This is a genomic window from Janthinobacterium paucivorans (assembly GCF_051380805.1).
GTDB lineage: Bacteria > Pseudomonadota > Gammaproteobacteria > Burkholderiales > Burkholderiaceae_D > Janthinobacterium > Janthinobacterium lividum_D.
Genome location: NZ_JBNYXR010000001.1, coordinates 560430 through 579924, shown reverse-complemented (window position 1 = coordinate 579924; position 19495 = coordinate 560430). Strand labels below are relative to the sequence as shown.

The following is a 19495-nucleotide window of genomic DNA, read 5'->3' as shown; positions in this document are numbered from 1 at the left end:
TGTCAGGCGGCGTGCTCGACGTGCTGCGCTCACGCTTCAGCCGGCGCGTGCATCCAGGCGGCGTGCTTCGGTGCGCGGCGTGTCTGCGACCATTCTTCCAGCATTGCCCATTTGACGGCGTCCAGTTTTTCCATCATCTCGGGCGTGCCCACGTTGGCCGCCAGTTCCAGGCGGTGGCCGTTCGGGTCGAAGAAATATATCGACTGAAAGATAGCGTGATTGACGGGGCCCAGCACCTCGATGCCGGCAGCGACCAGGCGCTCCTTGGCAGCGAGCAGTTCGTCCATGCTGGCCACTTCCAGTGCCAGATGCTGCACCCAAGCCGGGGTATTGCGATCGCGGTCCATCGGCGGCTGCGTCGGCAGCTCAAAGAAGGCCAGCACATTGCCCTGGCCCGCGTCGAGGAAGACATGCATGTACGGGTCCGGCGCCTTGGTTGACGGCACCAGGTCTTCGGCGATGGCGAGAACGAAATTCATGTTCAAATGCTTGACGTACCACTCGACGGTTTTCTTCGCGTCGATGCAGCGGTAGGCGACGTGGTGGATTTGCTTAATCTTCATGCTCTATCTCCAATGGATGGCGCCTTGGGCGCGATGGCTGGCGTGTTGCTCCGCTTTTCACCATTAGAATCGAGTTACAGCTATCATACAAACAATTTTTAACCATTGATTTATCGGATTATCTTATGAGTCCCAGCCTGCGACAGATGCGCGCCTTCGTGGCCCTGGCCAAGACCGGCAGTTTTACTCTGGCCGCCGAATACCTGCATGTGACGCAATCAGCGCTGAGCGGCTTGATCAAAGAACTGGAAAACGTGCTCGGCGTGCGCGTGGTCGAGCGCAGTACACGCAAAACACAGCTATCCGAAATCGGCCGCGAACTATATCCGCTGTTTGAAAAGATGATCGAGGATCTCGATGGCGCCATGGCCGGCATCGCCCAGCGCAAGGCACTGAAAACAGGCCTGGTGCGCATCGCTGCGCCACAGATGATGGCATGTACCCTGCTGCCTGAAGTGATCGCCGCCTACCGCCAGGCACACCCGGAAGTGCAGTTGCGCCTGGTAGATTGCCCCGTGGAAAACGTATCGGCGCGCGTCTTCAGCGGCGAGGTCGATTTCGGCATCGGCCCCGAACGCGATCCAACAGCGGAAATCGTCGCGCAAGTGCTGTTCGAAATGTCCTTCGTGCTGGTCTTCCCCGAACGCCATCCCCTGCAGCAAAAAGAGCGCGTCACCTGGGCCGACGTGGGCGACTACCCATTCATCTCGCTGCAGGGCCAGTTCACGGAACGCTTGCTGCGCGACATGCACGGCAGCTTTCGCGACCTGTCGCTCAATGCCTACAATGAAGTCACGTTCATGACGACGGCGCTGGCCATGGTCAGCGCCAACCTCGGCATCACGGTGTGCCTGCCGTATGCAGAACCGATGGTCAAGCTATACCAGTTGCAGATGCGTGCCCTGCACGAGCCGGAACTGACGCGGCGCTTTTTCGTCTACACGAAGACGGGACGTTCGCTGTCGCCGGCGGCCGAAAGCTTCATGGCCTTTTTATTCCAGTTCGTCGAGACGCACGAGTGGAACGTGGGCGCGGCCCGCAACGCGCTGCCGGCGTGCGGCACCTTATAATGGCGTATCGCCCCTTTTGCGCCAGCACCATGACCCAGCCTGACCAGTACCACCTGTCGCCTATCGACGCCGCCACCATCGCCATCAACCAGCGCATGCACAGATTCGACGGGCGCGAGCAAGTCTGGCTGTTTGGCTATGGCTCGCTGATCTACAAAGCCGACTTTGCCTATCTTGAACGGCGCCCCGCCAGCATCGCCGGCTGGACGCGGCGCTTCTGGCAAGGCTCGCACGATCATCGGGGCACACCGATGGCCCCGGGCAGGGTCGCCACCATCGTGCCGCAGGCAGGCGCCATCTGCGACGGCATGGCCTATCTGATCACGCCCGAAGTTTTCGCCCACCTCGACCACCGCGAAAAGAATGGTTATTTGCGCCTGGCCAGCGAGATCAGCTTCGACGATGGCAGCAAGGCCGATGGCCTGGTGTACATCGCGAATGAAGAAAACGCCGCCTTCCTCGGGGCAGCATCGGAACTCGACATCGCACGCCAGATCGCCCGATCAAACGGCCCCAGTGGCCCGAACAGCGAGTATCTGCTACACCTGGCCTTGGCCCTGCGCGAACTGGGCAAGAGTGATCCGCACGTCTTTGCCATCGAGCAACATCTGGCACAGCTACAGGACCACGCCACAGCGCCCTCCGGCGCCTGAGGCAGCCTGAGACAGCCTGAGTCCAGGGCGCGTCTCAGGGTTATCCGGCGACGGCGCGCCATTCCCGGCGACAGGCTGCGCTCCCCCTGCTACGGGCGATAGCTCCCCCGCATTCCAGTGCGTCAGTGCCACCCTGCTGCATCAGCATCAGCATCAGCGCTGACGATGCTTGAACTTAAAACAAATCGAGCTGTCCCGCATTGCCCCCTTTCTGCCTCGCCGCCAACGGTGGCACCAACAGCGGGCGACGGAACTGCGTGCAATCGAGCTGTTTGAAGCGGCCGCCCTTGCCGTGCAGCCCCAGCCGGTGCACGGCTTTCTCGAAGCGCTGTCGGATAAGATCAGCCCACACGCCTTCGCCGCGCATGCGTGTGCCGAACGCGCTGTCGTAATCCTTGCCGCCGCGCATCTCGCGCACCCGATTCATGACGCGCTGGGCCCGTTCCGGGAAGTGCACTTCCAGCCATTGCTGGAACAGGGGGCTCACTTCCCACGGCAGGCGCAGCACCACGTAGTGGGCATGGATGGCGCCCGCGTCACGCACCGCTTCGAGCAGCTGCTCGATTTCTGGCTCCGTCACGAAAGGAATGATGGGCGCGATGCTCACGCCCACGGGAATGCCCGCCTCCGTCAGGCTGCGGATGGTGCGCAGCCGCCGCGCCGGAGCGGCCGCGCGCGGCTCCAGCGTGCGCGCAATGGCGGGATCAAGCGTGGTGAGCGTGACAGCCACGGCTGCCAGGCGCTTGGCTGCCATGGGTGCCAAAATGTCGATATCGCGCTCGATCAATGACGCTTTCGTGATCAGCGCCACCGGATGCTCACACTCGTGCAACACTTGCAGCACGCGCCGCGTCAGTTGCCGTTCGCGCTCGCACGGCTGATACGCATCCGTATTGACGCCCAGGGCTATCGGTTCGGGCACATACGACGCTTTGGCCAATTCGCGCTGCAATAGTTCCGGCGCATTCACCTTGGCGTAGATGCGGCTTTCGAAGTCCAGGCCCGGGGACAGGCCCAGATAGCTGTGCGTGGGACGGGCAAAGCAGTAAATGCAGCCGTGTTCGCAGCCCCGGTACGGGTTCAGCGACACATTAAAGGGTAAATCGGGTGACACATTACGCGTGAGGATGGTGCGCGCCTGCTCCTCGCTGACCTGCGTCTTCCAGCGGGGCGCTGCCTCTGCGTCCGGTTCATCGAGGCCGCCCACGCTCCAGCCGTCATCGAAACCGGCGCGCGCGTGCGCCTCGTAGCGCCCTTGCAGGTTCGACACGGCAGCGCGCCCCTTGTGCTCTTTCAGCGATGGCGGCGGCAACATGGCTTGCCCGGAAAAGCTGTCATCATGCAGAGGAATGATTGCTTTCATGAACGGCCCCATTAACTGTATATACATACAGCATACTATGCCGCGATGCGGTCAAGATCAAGGGCTGGCGTGCTACCGTTTCACGCTTTTTCAGCATGCCCCATGACATAACTCAACTGCTGTGCGACAAAGCCGTCAAATGCAGAAATCAAGGGAACAAAACGGGGGGCGTCCTGCTCCAACTGCATCAAGGCATAGCATGTCGCTTCCAGGGTCGACAGCTGGTCTGGCGCATGCGCCTTGCGGATCAGATAATGGGAAGCAGGCGTATCGCGCAGGGGCAAGCGCGGCAGCTGTTGCAACTGGGCATTCAGATACAGCATCTTGCGGCTCTTGCGCCAGGTGGCGTCGAGCACTACCAGTTGCAAGCGGGCCGTATCAAGCAAGGTGACGATCTCGAGCGCAGGCGGCGGCGCGATGCCCAAGGAACGATCGCCTGGCGTATCCGGATACAGCAGCACATTATGCTTGTCGGCCAGCAATGCGGCGAGTGTCTCGGGGGCAAACTGCTCGCCCGTCAGCAGACGGCTGTTGGACAGGCTCAGGTGCAGCAAGCGGGCACTGCCTTTGGCGTTGTGGACTTCCAGCGGATGCTGCAAGATCAGCACGTCCACCGCGTGGGAAACGGGGGCGATCCAGCGGCAGATGCAGCTGGCGGCGGCACGCAGGCAAACCGGGCAGCGCTCGCGTTTGGCCGATTCGGCGTGGCAGGGCGTTGCAGAGGTCTGGCTGGAGGTGCGTCGGGTAGTCATGGCGGAGCGCGTGTGCGGGATTGTTCAAGCCGCGATTGTAGCGCCCGCGCCATGCCAGTGGAAATGGCCGAGCGAACGACCACTTAAAACAACTGCTGAAAACTGCTCGGCAGGCTTGAAACTGCTGCTTAAAACTGCCACTTAAAACTGCCACTTAGCGCGTAATGCCGTTCAGTTAGTGTATTAGTGATGCTATTTTTAGCCCAAGAACCAGGACAGGGGTCGGACCCGGCGGGGGAATGTGCTTCAATGGAGCACATTCCGATCACGGAGTGACCGACCCCAGCTCTTTGCCTCTGGGGTTAGCGAATTTACTGGCGCTCATCAATCACGCCAAAATCCTTAACTGAACGGCATTACCACTTAGCGCGGCCATTGAGAGAGGCTGTTTAGAACTCTTCCCACTCATCGGCGCCGGAAGCGACAGGTGCGCGCGGCTTGCTCGTAGGTACCGTGTCCCGTTTCACTGCCTTGATGGGGGCACTGGCGGATTGAGCGCTAGCGGAATGGCCGATGGCAGTAGAGCTGCGCACGGCAGCGCTCGCGCTGCGCCGTACGGCGGGCTGGCCGGCGGCAAGACGGGGAGACCCGCTGGCCGACACATATTGCTGCGTGACATCGAGCTTGAACACAGCCACCACATCAGCCAGCTTGACCGCCTGTTCCTGCATGGCTTCGGCCGCCGCCGCCGCCTCTTCCACCAAGGCTGCATTTTGCTGCGTCACCTGGTCCATCTGACAGATGGCCTGGTTGACTTGTTCGATACCGGCGCGCTGCTCATCGCTGGCATCGGTGATCTGGTTCATGATCTGCGTCACGTGGCTGATGCTTTGCACGATTTCGTCCATGGTACGGCCTGCCTTGTCCACCAGTTGCGAACCGGCTTCGACCTTTTGCACGGAATCGTCGATCAAGCCCTTGATTTCCCTCGCCGCCGCACTCGAGCGCTGCGCCAGGTTGCGCACCTCGGACGCCACCACGGCAAAACCGCGACCTTGCTCGCCAGCCCTGGCAGCTTCCACGGCCGCGTTCAAGGCCAGAATATTCGTCTGGAAGGCGATGGCGTCGATGACGCTAATGATGTCAACAATCTTGCGCGAGGAATCATTGATCGAGCCCATGGTGCTGACCACTTCCGACACTACCACGCCACCCTTGCTGGCGATCTGCGAGGCGTTGATCGCCAGTTGATTGGCGCTGCGGGCGTTGTCGGCATTGAGTTTCACGGTCGATGTCAGCTCCTCCATCGAAGACGCCGTCTGTTGCAGCGAACTGGCCTGCTCCTCCGTGCGCGACGACAAGTCCAGATTACCAGCGGCGATTTCGCTCGACGCCGTGCTGATCGATTCTGTGCCATCGCGCACCTGACCGACGATACTGACCAGTTTATCGTTCATTTTTTTGAGTGCCTGCATCAATTGTCCCGTCTCGTCGTGGCTTTCCACCACGATATGGCTGGTCAGGTCGCCCGCAGAAACGGCTTCCGCCACCGCGACGGCGCGCGTAATGGGACGCGTGATCGAACGCGTGATCCAGTATGCGCAGGCGATACCGAGCAAAATGGCGACCGCGCCCAGCGAGATCAGCAGCAAACGGCCGTGTTCGTAGCGCAAACGAATATGCGCAGCCGCGTCATCGAGCAATTTGGCTTCCAGCACTTCCAGCTTTTTCAGCGACGCCAGGTAAATGTCGCGCTTGACGACCATGTCTCCCTCATACAGGCGCTTGCCCAATTCCAGCTCGCCCGCATTCTTGGCCTTGAACACTTCCTTGCGCACATCCGTGTAGGCCTTGCGCGTGCTCAACACCTCCTGGTACGCAGCCTGCTCTTCGGCGTTCAGCTCACTGTTGCCGATAGCATTCTGGATCTCCGTGGCACGGGCGGACGAAACCGCCATTTCCTGTTCAAACTGCTTCTGGTGTTCGGGATCGCTGACTTTCCAGGCGGCAGCCGTGCGCGCCGCGTTCACTTCGATCACTTTGGTCCACTCGGCGATCAGGCGCTCATTGCGCACGTCGACGCCGACCAGCGTATCGGTTTCCTTGCTGGCACTTTGCAACTGAACGATGCCCACCACAGTCAGGCTCGTCAACAGCAGCAAGACGGCGGCAAAAGCGCCACCGAGACGCACGCCGATTTTGAGGTTTTTCATTACGTGATTCCAATCTGAAAAAAAATGTACAGACGCCACGAAACCGGCCTACTGCTATACAACAAGATAGCAGGTAGGTGCCGTGCGGCAATCACGAGCGGCGACGCAACACTACCGAGGTCGCCAAAATGGCAGCGCGCCGCAGCGCACCAGTTTGGCGCAGATTGTGAGTGAATCAGGATGGTATTGCAAGAAAAAACATGCATTAAAGCAACAGTTTGGAGGCGCTATGCCGCCACGAACGGACGGCAGGCAAGCAAATTCAGTTTTGCTTCACATAGATCAATTTTGACGTATCGAATCCCAAGCCGCGGGCTTTCTCGATCAAGCGCTGCTGCAAGGCGGGATCCATGGTGGGCGTGCGCGACAGCAACCACAAGTACGACTTGTCGGGGCCGCTGATCATGGAATAGCTGTAATCTTTCTGGTCGAGGTCGAAAACGATGTAAGCACCATAAAAGGGGCCGAAAAACGACACTTTCAGGTAACCCTCGTCTTTCTTGTCAACAAAATACGCCTTGCCTTCGGCTTCCTTCCACTTCGCGTCCGCCTCCTTGTAGCCGCGGTTGAGCACTTTCAGCCCGCCATCCGGACGCAGGCTGTAGTCGGCGCTCACATGGCTCAGGCCCCGTTCGAAGGAATGATCAAGGCGCGCGATCTCATACCATTTACCCAAATAGCGGGTCGTGTCAAAATTGCTGACAGGCACAATATTATCGGGCCGGCCGACACAACCGGCCAGCACCAGCGCACACAGGAACAGCAGTTTTTTCATGGTCTTCTCCAGATGGTGAAATCAGGGCAGCAGTATCAGGGTAGCAATGCGCGCTCAACGATGCGGCGTATCGCGCCACTATTTTGCATGCGCACGATGACGGCATTGAATTGCTCGATAAAGTCATCGCGATAGGGGTAGGCGTCCGGTCGGCGCACCGTAAAACCTAGGTGGCCCTGCTGGCCGGCCAGCTGCGCCGTTTCATGGATCGCTTGCATCGGCGCACCCGCCAAGCCCTCGCGCCGAATGCGCTGCAATTCCCACTGCGCCGAAAGACGGTCGCTGACATAGCAATCGATACGCCCAAGCATCAGCTTGAGCAGATTCGTACGCGTGCCCTTGGCAGGGGCGAGCACGATCTTTTGGGCAACCACGGCCGCCTTCAGCGTCTCATCGCCCAGCAAAAATCCCGCATTCATGCCGATGCTCAGGCCGCCGTAATCACCGGGCCACTGCCGCAGTGCGCGCCGGGCCAGCACGTCCTGGCTGCACAATACCACCAGCTGCTCCATCAGCAGTGGCACGGAATAGCGCACGTACGGCCGTTCGCTGCGCGACGCATATGGCGGATACAGGGCGAAGGCCTCGCCCGTCTGCAGCAGCATCAGCCCCCGCTTCCACGGCACGGGACGCAGCTGCACCGCATACTGCGGCATCGATTGCAAGGCCTCGCGCATAATCTCCGTGTAAATGCCTTTCAGCTGGCCATTCTCGACATAGGAGTAGGGTGGATAATGGTCGTCGGCATAGATCACTAGCGGCGGCGCAGCCGCTGCCTGCGTGCTGGCAGCGATCAACAGGCATAGCGCGGCAGGAAAAATGAGCTTTCTGAGCATGCCCGAAGATTAGCATGGAAGCGCCCACAGCGATCATTCGTTCGCACTGTTCGTCCCCAGCATCTCGTCGAGCTGCGCCAGGGTGCCGGAGTCCTTCACGACGGCACGCAGCCACAGGTGCAGCGGCAGCTCGCCCCAACTGGCGGCCTTGTCGGCCAGGTAGGCGACAGGGCTGTGCGGCTCCGTGCGGCGAAAAAAATCGGCTACCTGGCGCAACTGGGCCAGCGCCTGCTGGCGCTGCACGAGGGCGCTTGCGCTGCTGGCGCCCTGGCCAGCGGCAGGCGGCGCGACAGCGAAGTCCACGCCTGGTGACAACGGCGCGATAAAATGAATGACGTTTTCCAGCGCTTCGCGCGCGGCGCGAAAGCTCGGGCCATCGGCGCCGAAACGCGTATCGACGCTGCGTTCGAACGCCAGCAGCGACTGCATGCAGTATTGTGCATCAGCGAGCAAGCGATCAGAAAATGCACGCGTATTCTTTTGTCGCGCCGCCTCCATCTGCGCCAGGGTCGAACTTTCGTCGTGGCGCGTATCGCCCCAGCCTTGTGCCGTGCCGCCCTGCGCCAAGCTGGCAGCCGCGCGCTGACGCGCCGCATCGAAATCTTGCATTGAAAACGAGCCGTCGGCCCCCCCGGTGAGCGGAATCTCGCGCAGCAGCTGCGGTGTGCGCGCCAGCAGCCAGAAGACATTGCCGATGCGCTGTTCCTGGTCGCCCTCTTCGGCCGGCGGGTACAGGCCGTCCCAATAGCGCTCGCACAGATTGGCCAACAGCGCGTAGCCGTCGCCCAGGCCGCGGAAGTGGCGTGTTTTCGCATGCGCCTCGGCCAGCCACACGGCGACGCGCAAATCCTTGCTGCGCGCAGCGATCAACTGTTCGCAGCGCGTCGCCACGAAAGGCCAGTCGGCCTCCTTCAGCGCCGTCACCCACTCGCCCTGGTCCAGGCTGGGATCGTCTTGCTGGCGCGCGCGCGCGATGGCGTCGAGCTCCTGGCTGAAAGTGATGTCTTCGCCGCATGGGCTGACGGCGCTGACGGGGTGCAGCAACTGTTCCAGGTTGAACATGGCGCTCTCCGGCGGATAACGTTATTTGAAGGCGTACTTGAACTGCCCCTGCTTGCTGGCGCTGACGCGTATCGAGGCTATCGGCTCGCCTTCTGCCATGCGCGTCAGTAGCGCTTCGGCAATCGCCGGCAACAGGCTGCCGTTGAGGATCTGGTCGACATTGCGCGCGCCCGAGTCAACCTCGGTGCAGCGCGCCAGTACCGCATCAACCAAGCCCGCGTCATGGCTGAACTGCGCCTGGTGGTTGCGCGCGATACGCGCGCCGATATGCGCCAGTTTCAGGGTAATGATCTCGGCCAGCACCGTGTCATTCAAGGGATAGAACGGCAGCACTTGCAGGCGCCCCAGCAAGGCCGGCTTGAAATGGGCCACCAGTTGCGGGCGCACCAGCTCTTCCAGCGCGGCCGGCGCGGGCAGGTCTTGTGCGGCCCGGTTCAGGCAGGCGGCCATCATGGCAGCGGAACCGAGGTTCGAGGTGGCGATGATGATGGTGTTGCGAAAATCGACTTCACGTCCTTCTGCGTCTTCGAGCACGCCCTTGTCGAAGACCTGGAAGAACAGCTCCAGCACGTCGGGATGGGCCTTTTCTGCTTCGTCGAGCAGCACCACGCTGTAGGGCTGGCGCCGCACGGCTTCCGTCAGCACACCGCCCTCGCCGTAGCCGACATAGCCAGGCGGCGAGCCTTTCAGGCCGGCCACGCTGTGCGCCTCCTGGTATTCGCTCATATTGATGGTAATGAGCTTGCGCTCGCCGCCATACAGCAGGTCGGCCAGCGCCAGCGCCGTTTCCGTCTTGCCCGTACCGGATGGCCCCGTGAACAAAAACACGGCTTGCGGCTTGTTCGGTTCATCCAGGCTGGCGCGCGCCGTGCGCACGCGCTGTGCCACGGCCGTGATGACATGCTCCTGCCCCAGCACGCGTTCGCGCAACGCTCCATCGAGGGTCAGCACCGTGCGGATCTCGTCCTTGAGCATTTTCCCCAGCGGGATGCCGGTCCAGCCGGCAACGATGCCGGCCACTACCTGCGCATCGACTTCCAGCGGCGACAGCGCAGAATCGCCCTGCAACACCGCCAGCTCTTCCTTCAGCGCCAGCAGGCGTGCGGCGCCGGCCTCGCCCGGGCGCTCGCCGCGCAGCTGCGCGCGCAAGTCGACGATCTGCGCCACCAGCGCTTTTTCGCGCTCCCAGCGCTGCGCCAGGGCACTCATCACCACCTGCCCTTCTTCATGCTCGCGCCGCAGTTGCGCCAGTCGCGCGGCAGCGGCTTTATCGGGTGCTTCGCCGTCGCTTTCCTCGCGGCTCAGGGCGGCGATTTCCGCGCCGATGCGCTCTTGGCGCCGGTGCACATTTTCCAGCTGCGCCGGCGTGGCGCGCTGGCCCAGCGCCACCTTGGCACACGCCGTATCGAGCACACTGATAGCCTTGTCGGGCAACTGACGTCCGCTGATGTAACGCTGCGACAGGCGCACCGCCTCGACGATGGCGGACTCGCGCACGCGGATGCCGAAATGGCGCTCCATCAGCGGCGCCATGGCGCGCAGCATGGCGCAGGCGATGTCTTCGCCAGGCTCTTCCACCTTCACCACCTGGAAGCGCCGCGCCAGCGCCGCATCCTTTTCAAAATACTTTTTGTACTCACTCCAGGTGGTAGCGGCAATGGTACGCAGAGCGCCGCGCGCCAGCGCCGGTTTCAGCAAATTGGCCGCGTCATTCTGCCCCGCCTGGCCACCGGCGCCGATCATACTGTGCGCCTCGTCGATGAAGAGAATGACCGGGTGCGGACTTTTCGTCACCTCGTCGATGACGTTTTTCAGACGGTTTTCAAACTCACCCTTTACGCTGGCGCCGGCCTGTAGCAAGCCTATGTCGAGTACGTGGATATGCGCACCCTGCAGCACCTCGGGCACGTCACCGGCGGCGATGCGCAAAGCTAAGCCTTCCACCACGGCTGTCTTGCCCACGCCAGCCTCGCCGGTCAAAATCGGATTGTTCTGGCGCCGGCGCAGCAGGATGTCGACGGCCTGGCGTATCTCTGCCTCGCGACCGATCACGGGATCGAGCTTGGCGTCGCGCGCCAGCTGCGTCAGGTCGGTGGTGAACTGGTCCAGCGCCGGGGTCTTGCTGGCAAGGACAGCCAGTGGGTCGACAGTCGTTTCGGAAAGCTGCGACACTGTCGCAGTTTCCTCCCCCGAGCCAGCCGTCAGCTTATCCGGATGGTGCTTCAATTGCTCCACGCTGAAGCGGGCGAACAACTTCGAGCCCCGATACGCGAGCTGCGACAGTTCCGCTTGCGTCAACAGCGCCAGCAACAGATGGCGGCTGCGGATGGGGCCCGGCTGCGCCGTATCGAGTGAGGCGACCAGCCAGGCATGCTCGAACAATAAGGACAAATGGGGCGAAAATACTGGCGTGCGCGCGCTGCCAGTGCGAAAGCCGCCGATCTCGCGCCGCAGGTCCGCCTCGAGCGCCGTCAGGCTGATGTCACTGCGGCGCGCAATGGTGACGAAATCACTGCGTTCCTGCTCCAGCAGCGCCAGGAAAAGGTGTTCTATATCGACTTCGTACTGCCCCAGTTCCACGCAGATGCCGGCGGCGCGGGTGGCGGCAGTGCGCGCCGTATCATTCAGTTTGGCGATCAGGGTTTTCAGATTATTGCTCATGCGGCGGCTCCCTTGCGGTTGATCGAATAGCGCAGCGACGATGGCTGCAGCACGGCGTCGAAATTGACCGTCTCGCCACCCGACATCACGGCCAAGGTGCCACTGATGACGAAGCTCACGCGGTTGATGCTGCCCGCTTCGCGCTCCAGACGCGCGCGCACATTGCGCAGGCGCGGTTCGTGGCGTTCGATGGCGGCCTTCAGCGCGGCGCAGATGCGGGTACGGTCATCGCTGCTCGACAAGCACATGCCGGCGAAATCGATCAAGCCATAGTTGACGATGGAGGCCGCGCATTCCGGATAGGCGTCGAGCGCGCCGGGCGGCAAGGCTAGGCGCGTGTTGAGCAGCTCTTCCAGGTCACGCGCCACAGCATCCTTCAATTGCTCGAGTGACAGGCGCGCAGCCACGCCGCCGGCCGTCGCACCGGCGTCGCCCATCAGGCGGTCGAACAGGCCAGGTACATAGCTGTCCATGCGCTCTCCTGAAAAGTCGGCGCAGCGCGCAGGCGAAGCTGGTCGCCACGCGCCGCGCAATCTGAATCAAGCCACGCGGTTCGCGGCCAGGTCCCAGCCGCCTGAGGTATTGCCGCCAGCGCCCCCCGTCACTTTTTGCTGCGTGTATTTCCACTTCACTTTCGAGAACTTGAAGCCGACGTGTTCACCCAGGATGTCACCCTCTTCAACGTTCGGCATCACGGCACCGATCAATACATTCTCGATTTCGATCTCAAAGTATTTGACGCGCTCGCCCTGGCCGTCGGCGCGCATGAATTCGAAGCGCGCCTTGGGAATAGTCTTGCCGGCCGAGCAGGTCTGCAACAGGACCGGCGAGGCCAGATCGGCCAGCTTGGAAATGACGATATCCTTGTGTTCGCAGCGTTCAGCCGTGTGGCCACCGCCCGTCGAGGCGGTAGCGGACTTCGGCTGTTCGACGCTCCAGCTGACCGATTTGCACTCGATCCAATCCTTGTGCTTGTCATCGGTGGACTCGCCCTTGATGCCGTCTATCTGCAGATATACATCGATTGCCATGGTGTGCTCCTCTGGTTGAAAGATGGGTGACTCAGGAATTGGTCGACTTCGGCAACTCCGCGACCAGTCGGAGCGAAACAGATAATTCATCGAGCTGGAAATGCGGCCGCAGGAACGACACGGCCCGGTACACGCCGGGCCGCCCCGGCACTTCATGCACCTGCACGGAAGCTTCGCGCAAGGGAAACTGCGCCTTCTGCTCCTGGCTGGCGTTATCGTCGAGCAGCACGTACTGCATCAGCCAGCGATTCAGGAAGTCTTCAACGTTGGAGGCGGCGGCAAAGCTGCCGATCTTGTCACGCATCATGGCCTTCATGTAATGGGCAATGCGCGAGACGGCAAAGATGTACTGCAACTGCGACGACAGCACCGCGTTCGCATTGGCCGCGTCGCTGTTGTACTTGCGGCTTTTCTGCGCTGACTGTGCGCCGAAGAAGGCGGCATACGCGGTGTTCTTGCAATGCACCAGCGAGATGAAGCCCAGGTCCGACAATTCCTTTTCGCGGCGATCGGTAATCGCTACTTCGGCCGGGCATTTCAGGGCCACATCGCCCTCGTCCGTCTTGAAGGTGTGGGTGGGCAGGTCGTCCACCAGGCCGCCGCCCTCCACGCCACGGATGGCGGCGCACCAGCCGTAATCGGCAAAGGCGCGCGTCAGCTTGCAGCCGAAGGCATACGCGGCGTTACACCATAGATATTTGTGATGGTCGCTGCCGTCGACTTCCTCGACAAAGTTAAAACCTTCGACCGTGGTGCCATCGACAGGATTGAACGGCAGCCGGCCCAAGAAGCGGGGCAAAGTCAGGCCCACGTAGCGCGCGTCCTCGGATTCGCGGAAGGCTTTCCATTTGAGGTACTCGATGGTGTCGAACACCTTGGCCAGGTCGCGCGGCTTGCCCAGGTCAGCGTAGCTCTCCAGGCCAAACAGTTCCGGCGCGGCCGAGGCGATAAACGGTGCATGCGCAGCGGCGGCGATATGCGACATCTGCTCGATGAAATACATGTCTTCCGGCTGGCGAGAAATGGCGAAATCGCCCAGCAGCGCAGCGAACGGCGCGCCGCCAAAGGTACCAAATTCCTCTTCGTAGACCTTCTTGAACATGCTGCTCTGGTCGAACTCCAGCGCCGCCTGGAAATCCTTCACCAGTTCGCGCTTGGTGGCGTTAAACATGCGGATCTGCAGACGCGTGCCCGTATCGGAGTTGCCGACCAGGTAGCGTAGCCCGGTCCAGCTTTGTTCGAGCTGCTGAAACGGCGCCGCATGCATGATTTCGCTCAGCTGGGCCGAGATCAGGCGGTCGATTTCCGCTACGCGCGCGTCCAGGGTGGCCGACAGGCTGGTCGACATCAGCAGCGTGCCATCGAGCACCTGTGCCACCAGTTCCGAGATCAGGTCGCGCGCGCGCGCATGTTCGGCGCCAGACTTGGCGACGCGGCTGTGCTCGACGATCTGGTCCAGCAAGTCCGTCGCGGCCGGGGCATCGGCTGCGGAAACAGCGAGCGCTTCTGGGGCTTCTGCATGGGCGCTCATCTCAATACTCCTGCTTTGGGAACTGCGGTTTCAAGGTGGCCAGGCTGTCCGTGTTGTTCAGCACTTCCGTCAGCAAGTCTTCCAGCTTGTCGTTGCCGGCCAGCTTGTTGCGCAGGTCGGCCAGCTTGGTGCGCGCCTCGAGCAGCTTGCGCAAGGGGGCGACCTGCTGCACCACCGATTCCGGGCGGAAGTCATCCATCGAACGAAAGTGCAGATCGACGGCAAACGTACCGTCCGCCCCGTTGATGCGGTTCGGCACCGCGAAACGGGCCACCGGCGCTACACCGGCCAGCACTTCGTCGAAGTTGTCGCGATCGATGGCGACGAACTTGCGGTCCTTCAAGCGTTTTTTCTCACTCTCCGGGTTAGCACCAAAGTCGCCCAGCACGCCGACGACGAAGGGCAGCTCCTTGTTTTCAATGGCGTCGCCAATCTCGACGTCGTAGGTCATTTGCACGCGCGGGGCGCGTATCTTTTGCAGGCGTTTTTGCACGCTGTCGGACTTGGGCATATCGCTTCCTTTGCAAGGGGATGGTGGGGCTGGTGGCTTACTTCAGGCCGCTGAACGGGTCAGCAGCGCCGGCTGGCTGCACCGCACCTTTCACCGCCGGCGTGCCGGAGCCGGATGTGGCAGCGCGCTTGCCAGCGGCCGGCGGGCGTCTGGCCGGCGGCACCAGCACGTCTTCACCGATGCTCGCGCGCAGCAGCTTGGCCAGGTCCTGCGCTTCCGAGCGCAGCGAGCCATTCAGATTGTTTTGCCGCGACAGGTCGGCCAAGGCCTTGCCGGACAGGCGCAGGCCGCTGACAGCGACGATGCTATTGGCGACCTTGTCGTCCGGGTCGCGGTCCAGCGCTTCGAGCGCATGGCCGATGGCGTCGCCATACTGACCGCGGTCGAACTTCATCTGCGCCATTTGCAGCCACGGGGCCTTGTCGGCCGGGTAGCTGCTGCCGCCGCCCTGAAGCAGGGTCATGGCACGCTCGTACTGGCCAGCGCGGGCGGCCGCATCGGCGTCGCTCATTACTTGCGCCAGGGTCGGCGTGGCAGATTTTTTGGACGCCGACTGGTCTAGCGTGGCGCAGGCGGCCAGCAGCAAGGCGCTGGCAAGGCAAGCAATACGGGGCAACATGGTCGCTGGCTTCATCGGGCATTCCTTCAGGTGGAGGACGCTACCGCTGGAAAAGATGGGTGGCGCCTTGGTGGAGGCCATTATTGATCGCCAATTTTTTTGCCAGATTGAGATTAATCAGCAAAGAAGAAGTTCCGCGCTACAGCGGCGAACCGCGCCATGAATCCTGATCTGGCACAGTAATTATCTTGATCGCAGACGGACTTTGCGGCAACGCAAGCAGGCCGCCGGTGCATGCGTTTAAATGGCTGCAGCACGCGTATTTCCACCATTCATTTTTTGCAAAGCAAACCCATGCCACCTGACGCCCCGCTCCGCCGCCTGGCGCGCACCACCCCACTACTGCTGCTGGCCTTGCTGCAGGCCGGTTGCGCAGGCGGCGCCATCGGCACGCTGGCCAACGCGGCGCTGCAAATGGCCGGGGTGGCCAAGCCGCCACCCGAACTGCCGGACGCGCAAAAACCACCGCGCAATGTCAGCATCCGCCTGCACGCGGCGCAGCGCCTCAACACCGACGCTGCGGGCCGGCCGCTGGCGCTGGTGGCGCGCATCTACAAGCTGCGCCAGAGCGCCGCCTTCGAGCAGACGCCATACGACAGCTTCCTCGACGCGCAGCGCGAAAAGGCCGCGCTGGGCACCGACTTGATGGAGGTGAAGGAAGTGCTGCTGGTGCCGGGCCAGCGCTATGAAGTGCAGGAAAAAGTCAGCAAGGAAGCGTATTTCATTGGCGTGGTGGCCCTGTTCCGCGCGCCTGCGGCACAGCGCTGGCGCGCCACCTTTGCCGCCGCCGACGCGGAACGCGGGGGCATCACCGTCGGCTTGCACGCGTGTGCGCTGAGCGTCACTGGCATGGTCGGCATGGACAGCGGCATGGCGCCGCTGGCGGCCGTGCGCTGCCAGTAGCGCAGTGGCGGCAGCAGCGGCGCACCACACATTCAAGGAGAAGCGAGATGGGCATGGCAGCGAAAGTCTTGTGGGGCGAAGGCCTGTTCCTGCGGCCGCAGCATTTCCAGCGCCAGGATGAATATCACGAAGCACGCCTGCATCACACGGCCCGTGCGCTGCACCCCTATCTGTGGGGCGTGGCGCAGATGCAGTGGGACCTGGCGGCACTGAAGACGGGCACCTTGCGCCTGCAAGCGCTATCGGCGATCTTCCGCGACGGCGAAGTGTTCGAGGCGCTGGGGGACGGCGTCCCCGGCAGCGATCCCCTGCCCGCGCCGATAGACCTGGAGTCGCTGCCGCCAGCGGTGCAGGAAGTGACGTACTACGCGGCCCTGCCCATTCTCAACCGCGAGGGCATGAATTACACGGCGCAGACATCGGCAGCAGGTACACCTGCAGCCACGCGCTTTGCGCATGCCATGCATGCCACGCCGGACCTATTTACGCAGTCCGCCGTCGCCGACGTGGCGTACCTGAAGAAAACCGTGCGCCTGATTCCCGATAGCGAGGCACGCGGCTGCTACGACTGCCTGCCGCTGATCGCCCTGCGGCGCACGGTGTCGGGCGGCTTCGAGCCGGTGCCAGGGTTCATGGCACCCAGCCTGGCGATCGCCGGCGCGCCGCAGCTTCAGTACGTGCTGGAACATCTGCTCGACGCTCTGCAGGCAAAGGTCAGCGCGCTGCACGGCCATCATCGCGAACCGAGCCGCAACGTGATCGAATTTCGCTCGGGCGACGTGTCCTCGTTCTGGCTGCTGCACACGGTCAGCACGGCAGCGGCAGCGCTGATGCACTATGTACGCCATCCGGCCTTGCATCCGGAGCGCCTGTACGAAGCGCTGCTGGGCCTGGCCGGTGGCCTGCTCAGCTACTCCAAACACTACACCCTGGCCAGCCTGCCCGCCTACGATCACGCGCAGCCGGGCGCCTGCTTCGACGCCATCGACACCATCATCCGTGAACTGCTCGACACCGTCATCTCGTCGAAATATTTTTCCATCGCCCTGATCGAGGACCAGCCCTCGTATTACCTGGGCAAGCTCGATTCGGGCAAAATCGACCAGCACACCACCTTGTACCTGGCCATACGCGCCGCCATGCCCGCCATCGAACTGGTGGACGTGGTGCCGCTGCGCGTCAAGGTGGGCGCGCCCGACGACGTGGAAAAATGCGTACTGACGGCCATGCCCGGCCTGAAACTGTCGCATGCGCCGCAAGTGCCGGCCGCTATCCCCGTGCGCCCCGACACCTATTATTTTGCGATTGAAAACCGCGGCGCGCTGTACCAGCACATGCTCAAGGCGCAGTCAATTTGCGTCTACGTGCCGGCCGGCATACGCGACCTGCAGCTGGAATTGATCGCGGTGACGGCATGAGCCAGCTCATCGAACGGCGCGCGGCGCCCTCCCTGCTGGGACCACGCGGCTGCGCAGCGGCTGGCACGGCCGGCCGGCATGCAGGCAGCGCCCTGCTGGACCTGATGCACGAAGGCTTTTACATGCTGTTCATGCTCAAACACGGTTCAGCCCCCGGCGACGAGCAGAACTTCATGGAGCGCATCACGGCCTTCCTCGACGACTTCGCGCACGAAGCAAAAAAGATCCGCGCCGATGGCGACGATATCGAAGCGGCCAAGTATGCATTCTGCGCGGCGGTCGACGAAATCATCCTGGCCTCACCTTTCGCCTTGCGCAAGCAATGGGAGCGGCGCCCGCTGCAGTTGCTGATCTTTGGCGACCAGCTGGCCGGCGAACACTTCTTCGACCGCCTCGACGCCTTGCGCGGCAAGGGCGCCATGCGGGTGCAGGCGCTGCAAGTGTTCCACATGTGCCTGTTGCTGGGATTCCAGGGCAAGTATGCAATCGACGGCGGCGAAAAACTCAGCTACCTGACGGCGCGCCTGGGTGACGAAATTGCCCACATCAAGGGCAAGAGCCGTGGCTTCGCACCGCGCGCGGAACGCCCCGATCAGGTGGTCAATAAACGCGGTAGCGACATGCCGCTATGGGCACTGTCGAGCTTTTTCGCCCTGCTGGCCATCTGCGCCTACCTGGGTTTGAAAACGCATTTGACGCGCGGCACGCAAACCACCCTGGCCGCGTATGCAGACCTGGTCAAGCTGGCGCCAAGCCCGGCGCACCTGACCATCACACTGCCTTGATTATTATGCGCTGATCATTGCGCGATCCTGAACTCGATGCGCCGGTTTCTGGCCCGGCCAGCGGCCGTGGCGTTGCTGGCGACGGGACGGTCTGGTCCCTGGCCAGAGACCAGCACCGTATCGGCCACGACGCCCTTGCTGGCCAGATAGGCGCGCACGGCCTCGGCGCGTGCCTCGCTGAGGGCCACATTGCTGGCGCGCAGGCCAATGTCGTCCGTGTGGCCGATCACCTCCACCTTGCGGCCCCGCAGCTTGAGCATGACGGCCGCCATCTGGTCGAGGATGACCAGGCCGGCCGGCGTAATAGAGGCCTTGCCGCTATCGAATTCGACGATGCGCTTGTCGAGCGTGGCGTCGAGCAAGCCCTGCTCGGCCTCGGCCGGCCTGACGCGCAAGCCATTGTTGACGATATAGGTGGGATTGAGGCTGGTGGCGATATCGCTGGCGATCTGCTGGCGCTGCACCTCGTTCGCCACTTCGCCGCGCACGCTGACATTGTTGCCTGCAATGCTGATCTGCCCGCGCGAAATGAGCTTCAGGTTCGGCGCGATCAGCTTCTGCACGTAGGCGTTCCAGTTGGCGGGCACGGCGACGTTGCCGATGGCGATCTGGTCGACCACGCGCTCGGCGCCATACAGTTCGCGCAGGCGGGCCAGCACGGCCGCCTTGCCCGCCTCGTCAGCCAACGTGCCGGTGACGAGGATTTGCCCCGGCATCGGTATCTGGGGTGCTTGCGCCTGCGCCAAGGTGCGCCAGGGAACGGCAGCGGCCAGCAGCAGTAGCAAGAGAACGGGTGGCTTCATGACAAT

19 protein-coding genes are annotated in these 19495 nt (G+C 62.4%); 5 read left to right on the top strand and 14 right to left on the bottom strand.

What is annotated here, in order from left to right; translation table 11 throughout:
* Positions 1-29: 29 nt before the first annotated feature.
* The gene (locus ACQ4V8_RS02555; protein WP_010399784.1) at positions 30-563 is read right to left on the bottom strand and encodes a VOC family protein; all 534 of its coding nucleotides are present in this window, start codon (positions 561-563) and stop codon (positions 30-32) included.
* 125 nt (positions 564-688) lie between these two features.
* Here ACQ4V8_RS02555 and ACQ4V8_RS02550 point away from each other — a divergent pair, with 125 nt between their 5' ends.
* Both ACQ4V8_RS02550 and ACQ4V8_RS02545 read left to right on the top strand, forming a co-directional pair.
* Entirely contained in the window at positions 689-1633 is a 945-nt protein-coding gene (locus ACQ4V8_RS02550; protein WP_436570831.1) for a LysR family transcriptional regulator, read from the top strand.
* Positions 1634-1695: 62 nt separating this feature from the next.
* On the top strand, positions 1696-2286 hold the full coding sequence (locus tag ACQ4V8_RS02545; RefSeq protein ID WP_436570869.1) for a gamma-glutamylcyclotransferase: 591 nt from the start codon (positions 1696-1698) through the stop codon (positions 2284-2286).
* A gap of 175 nt (positions 2287-2461) precedes the next feature.
* On the opposite strand, the gene ACQ4V8_RS02540 is transcribed toward ACQ4V8_RS02545, so the two are convergent.
* The 12 genes from ACQ4V8_RS02540 to ACQ4V8_RS02485 form a co-directional block, all read right to left on the bottom strand.
* The gene (locus ACQ4V8_RS02540; RefSeq protein WP_436570830.1) at positions 2462-3649 is read right to left on the bottom strand and encodes a PA0069 family radical SAM protein; all 1188 of its coding nucleotides are present in this window, start codon (positions 3647-3649) and stop codon (positions 2462-2464) included.
* A gap of 80 nt (positions 3650-3729) precedes the next feature.
* On the bottom strand, positions 3730-4401 hold the full coding sequence (locus ACQ4V8_RS02535; protein WP_070346849.1) for a tRNA-uridine aminocarboxypropyltransferase: 672 nt from the start codon (positions 4399-4401) through the stop codon (positions 3730-3732).
* 389 nt (positions 4402-4790) lie between these two features.
* Positions 4791-6554: a methyl-accepting chemotaxis protein gene (locus ACQ4V8_RS02530; RefSeq protein WP_436570829.1), complete on the bottom strand. Its 1764-nt coding sequence runs from the start codon at positions 6552-6554 to the stop codon at positions 4791-4793.
* Positions 6555-6816: 262 nt separating this feature from the next.
* A complete protein-coding gene (locus ACQ4V8_RS02525) occupies positions 6817-7329 on the bottom strand; it encodes a lipocalin family protein (protein WP_010399813.1) in 513 nt (170 codons plus the stop codon).
* A 35-nt stretch (positions 7330-7364) separates the two neighbouring features.
* On the bottom strand, positions 7365-8165 hold the full coding sequence (locus tag ACQ4V8_RS02520) for a substrate-binding periplasmic protein (protein ID WP_010399814.1): 801 nt from the start codon (positions 8163-8165) through the stop codon (positions 7365-7367).
* Between the two features lie 33 nt (positions 8166-8198).
* The gene (gene tssA / locus ACQ4V8_RS02515) at positions 8199-9227 is read right to left on the bottom strand and encodes a type VI secretion system protein TssA (protein WP_436570828.1); all 1029 of its coding nucleotides are present in this window, start codon (positions 9225-9227) and stop codon (positions 8199-8201) included.
* Between the two features lie 21 nt (positions 9228-9248).
* Positions 9249-11888 carry a type VI secretion system ATPase TssH gene (tssH, locus tag ACQ4V8_RS02510; protein ID WP_436570827.1) on the bottom strand — a complete coding sequence of 880 codons (2640 nt, stop codon included), beginning with the start codon at positions 11886-11888 and terminating at the stop codon, positions 9249-9251.
* The gene (gene tssE, locus ACQ4V8_RS02505) at positions 11885-12361 is read right to left on the bottom strand and encodes a type VI secretion system baseplate subunit TssE (protein ID WP_010399820.1); all 477 of its coding nucleotides are present in this window, start codon (positions 12359-12361) and stop codon (positions 11885-11887) included. Before tssE ends, tssH begins: the two co-directional genes overlap by 4 nt.
* 66 nt (positions 12362-12427) lie before the next feature.
* A complete protein-coding gene (locus tag ACQ4V8_RS02500; protein WP_010399822.1) occupies positions 12428-12919 on the bottom strand; it encodes an Hcp family type VI secretion system effector in 492 nt (163 codons plus the stop codon).
* A gap of 31 nt (positions 12920-12950) precedes the next feature.
* Positions 12951-14450, bottom strand: coding sequence for a type VI secretion system contractile sheath large subunit (gene tssC, locus ACQ4V8_RS02495; protein WP_010399823.1), 1500 nt, complete (start codon positions 14448-14450; stop codon positions 12951-12953).
* A 1-nt stretch (position 14451) separates the two neighbouring features.
* Complete coding sequence (tssB, locus tag ACQ4V8_RS02490; protein WP_436570826.1) at positions 14452-14961, bottom strand: type VI secretion system contractile sheath small subunit; 510 nt, start codon at positions 14959-14961, stop codon at positions 14452-14454.
* A gap of 37 nt (positions 14962-14998) precedes the next feature.
* Positions 14999-15661 carry a tetratricopeptide repeat protein gene (locus ACQ4V8_RS02485; RefSeq protein ID WP_436570825.1) on the bottom strand — a complete coding sequence of 221 codons (663 nt, stop codon included), beginning with the start codon at positions 15659-15661 and terminating at the stop codon, positions 14999-15001.
* A gap of 213 nt (positions 15662-15874) precedes the next feature.
* On the opposite strand from ACQ4V8_RS02485, the gene tssJ reads away from it, so the two are divergent.
* From tssJ to icmH, 3 genes are read left to right on the top strand one after another with little or no spacing between them, the layout of a single operon-like run.
* On the top strand, positions 15875-16483 hold the full coding sequence (gene tssJ, locus ACQ4V8_RS02480) for a type VI secretion system lipoprotein TssJ (protein ID WP_010399826.1): 609 nt from the start codon (positions 15875-15877) through the stop codon (positions 16481-16483).
* Between the two features lie 47 nt (positions 16484-16530).
* The gene (gene tssK, locus ACQ4V8_RS02475; RefSeq protein WP_010399827.1) at positions 16531-17901 is read left to right on the top strand and encodes a type VI secretion system baseplate subunit TssK; all 1371 of its coding nucleotides are present in this window, start codon (positions 16531-16533) and stop codon (positions 17899-17901) included.
* Positions 17898-18686, top strand: coding sequence for a type IVB secretion system protein IcmH/DotU (gene icmH / locus ACQ4V8_RS02470; RefSeq protein WP_010399828.1), 789 nt, complete (start codon positions 17898-17900; stop codon positions 18684-18686). The genes tssK and icmH overlap by 4 nt, the downstream gene beginning before the upstream one ends.
* Before the next feature lie 14 nt (positions 18687-18700).
* Here the strand turns inward: icmH and ACQ4V8_RS02465 are convergent, their stop codons facing one another.
* Positions 18701-19489 (bottom strand): OmpA family protein, encoded by a 789-nt coding sequence (locus ACQ4V8_RS02465; RefSeq protein WP_436570824.1) that lies wholly within the window; start codon positions 19487-19489, stop codon positions 18701-18703.
* Between the last annotated feature and the right edge of the window lie 6 nt (positions 19490-19495).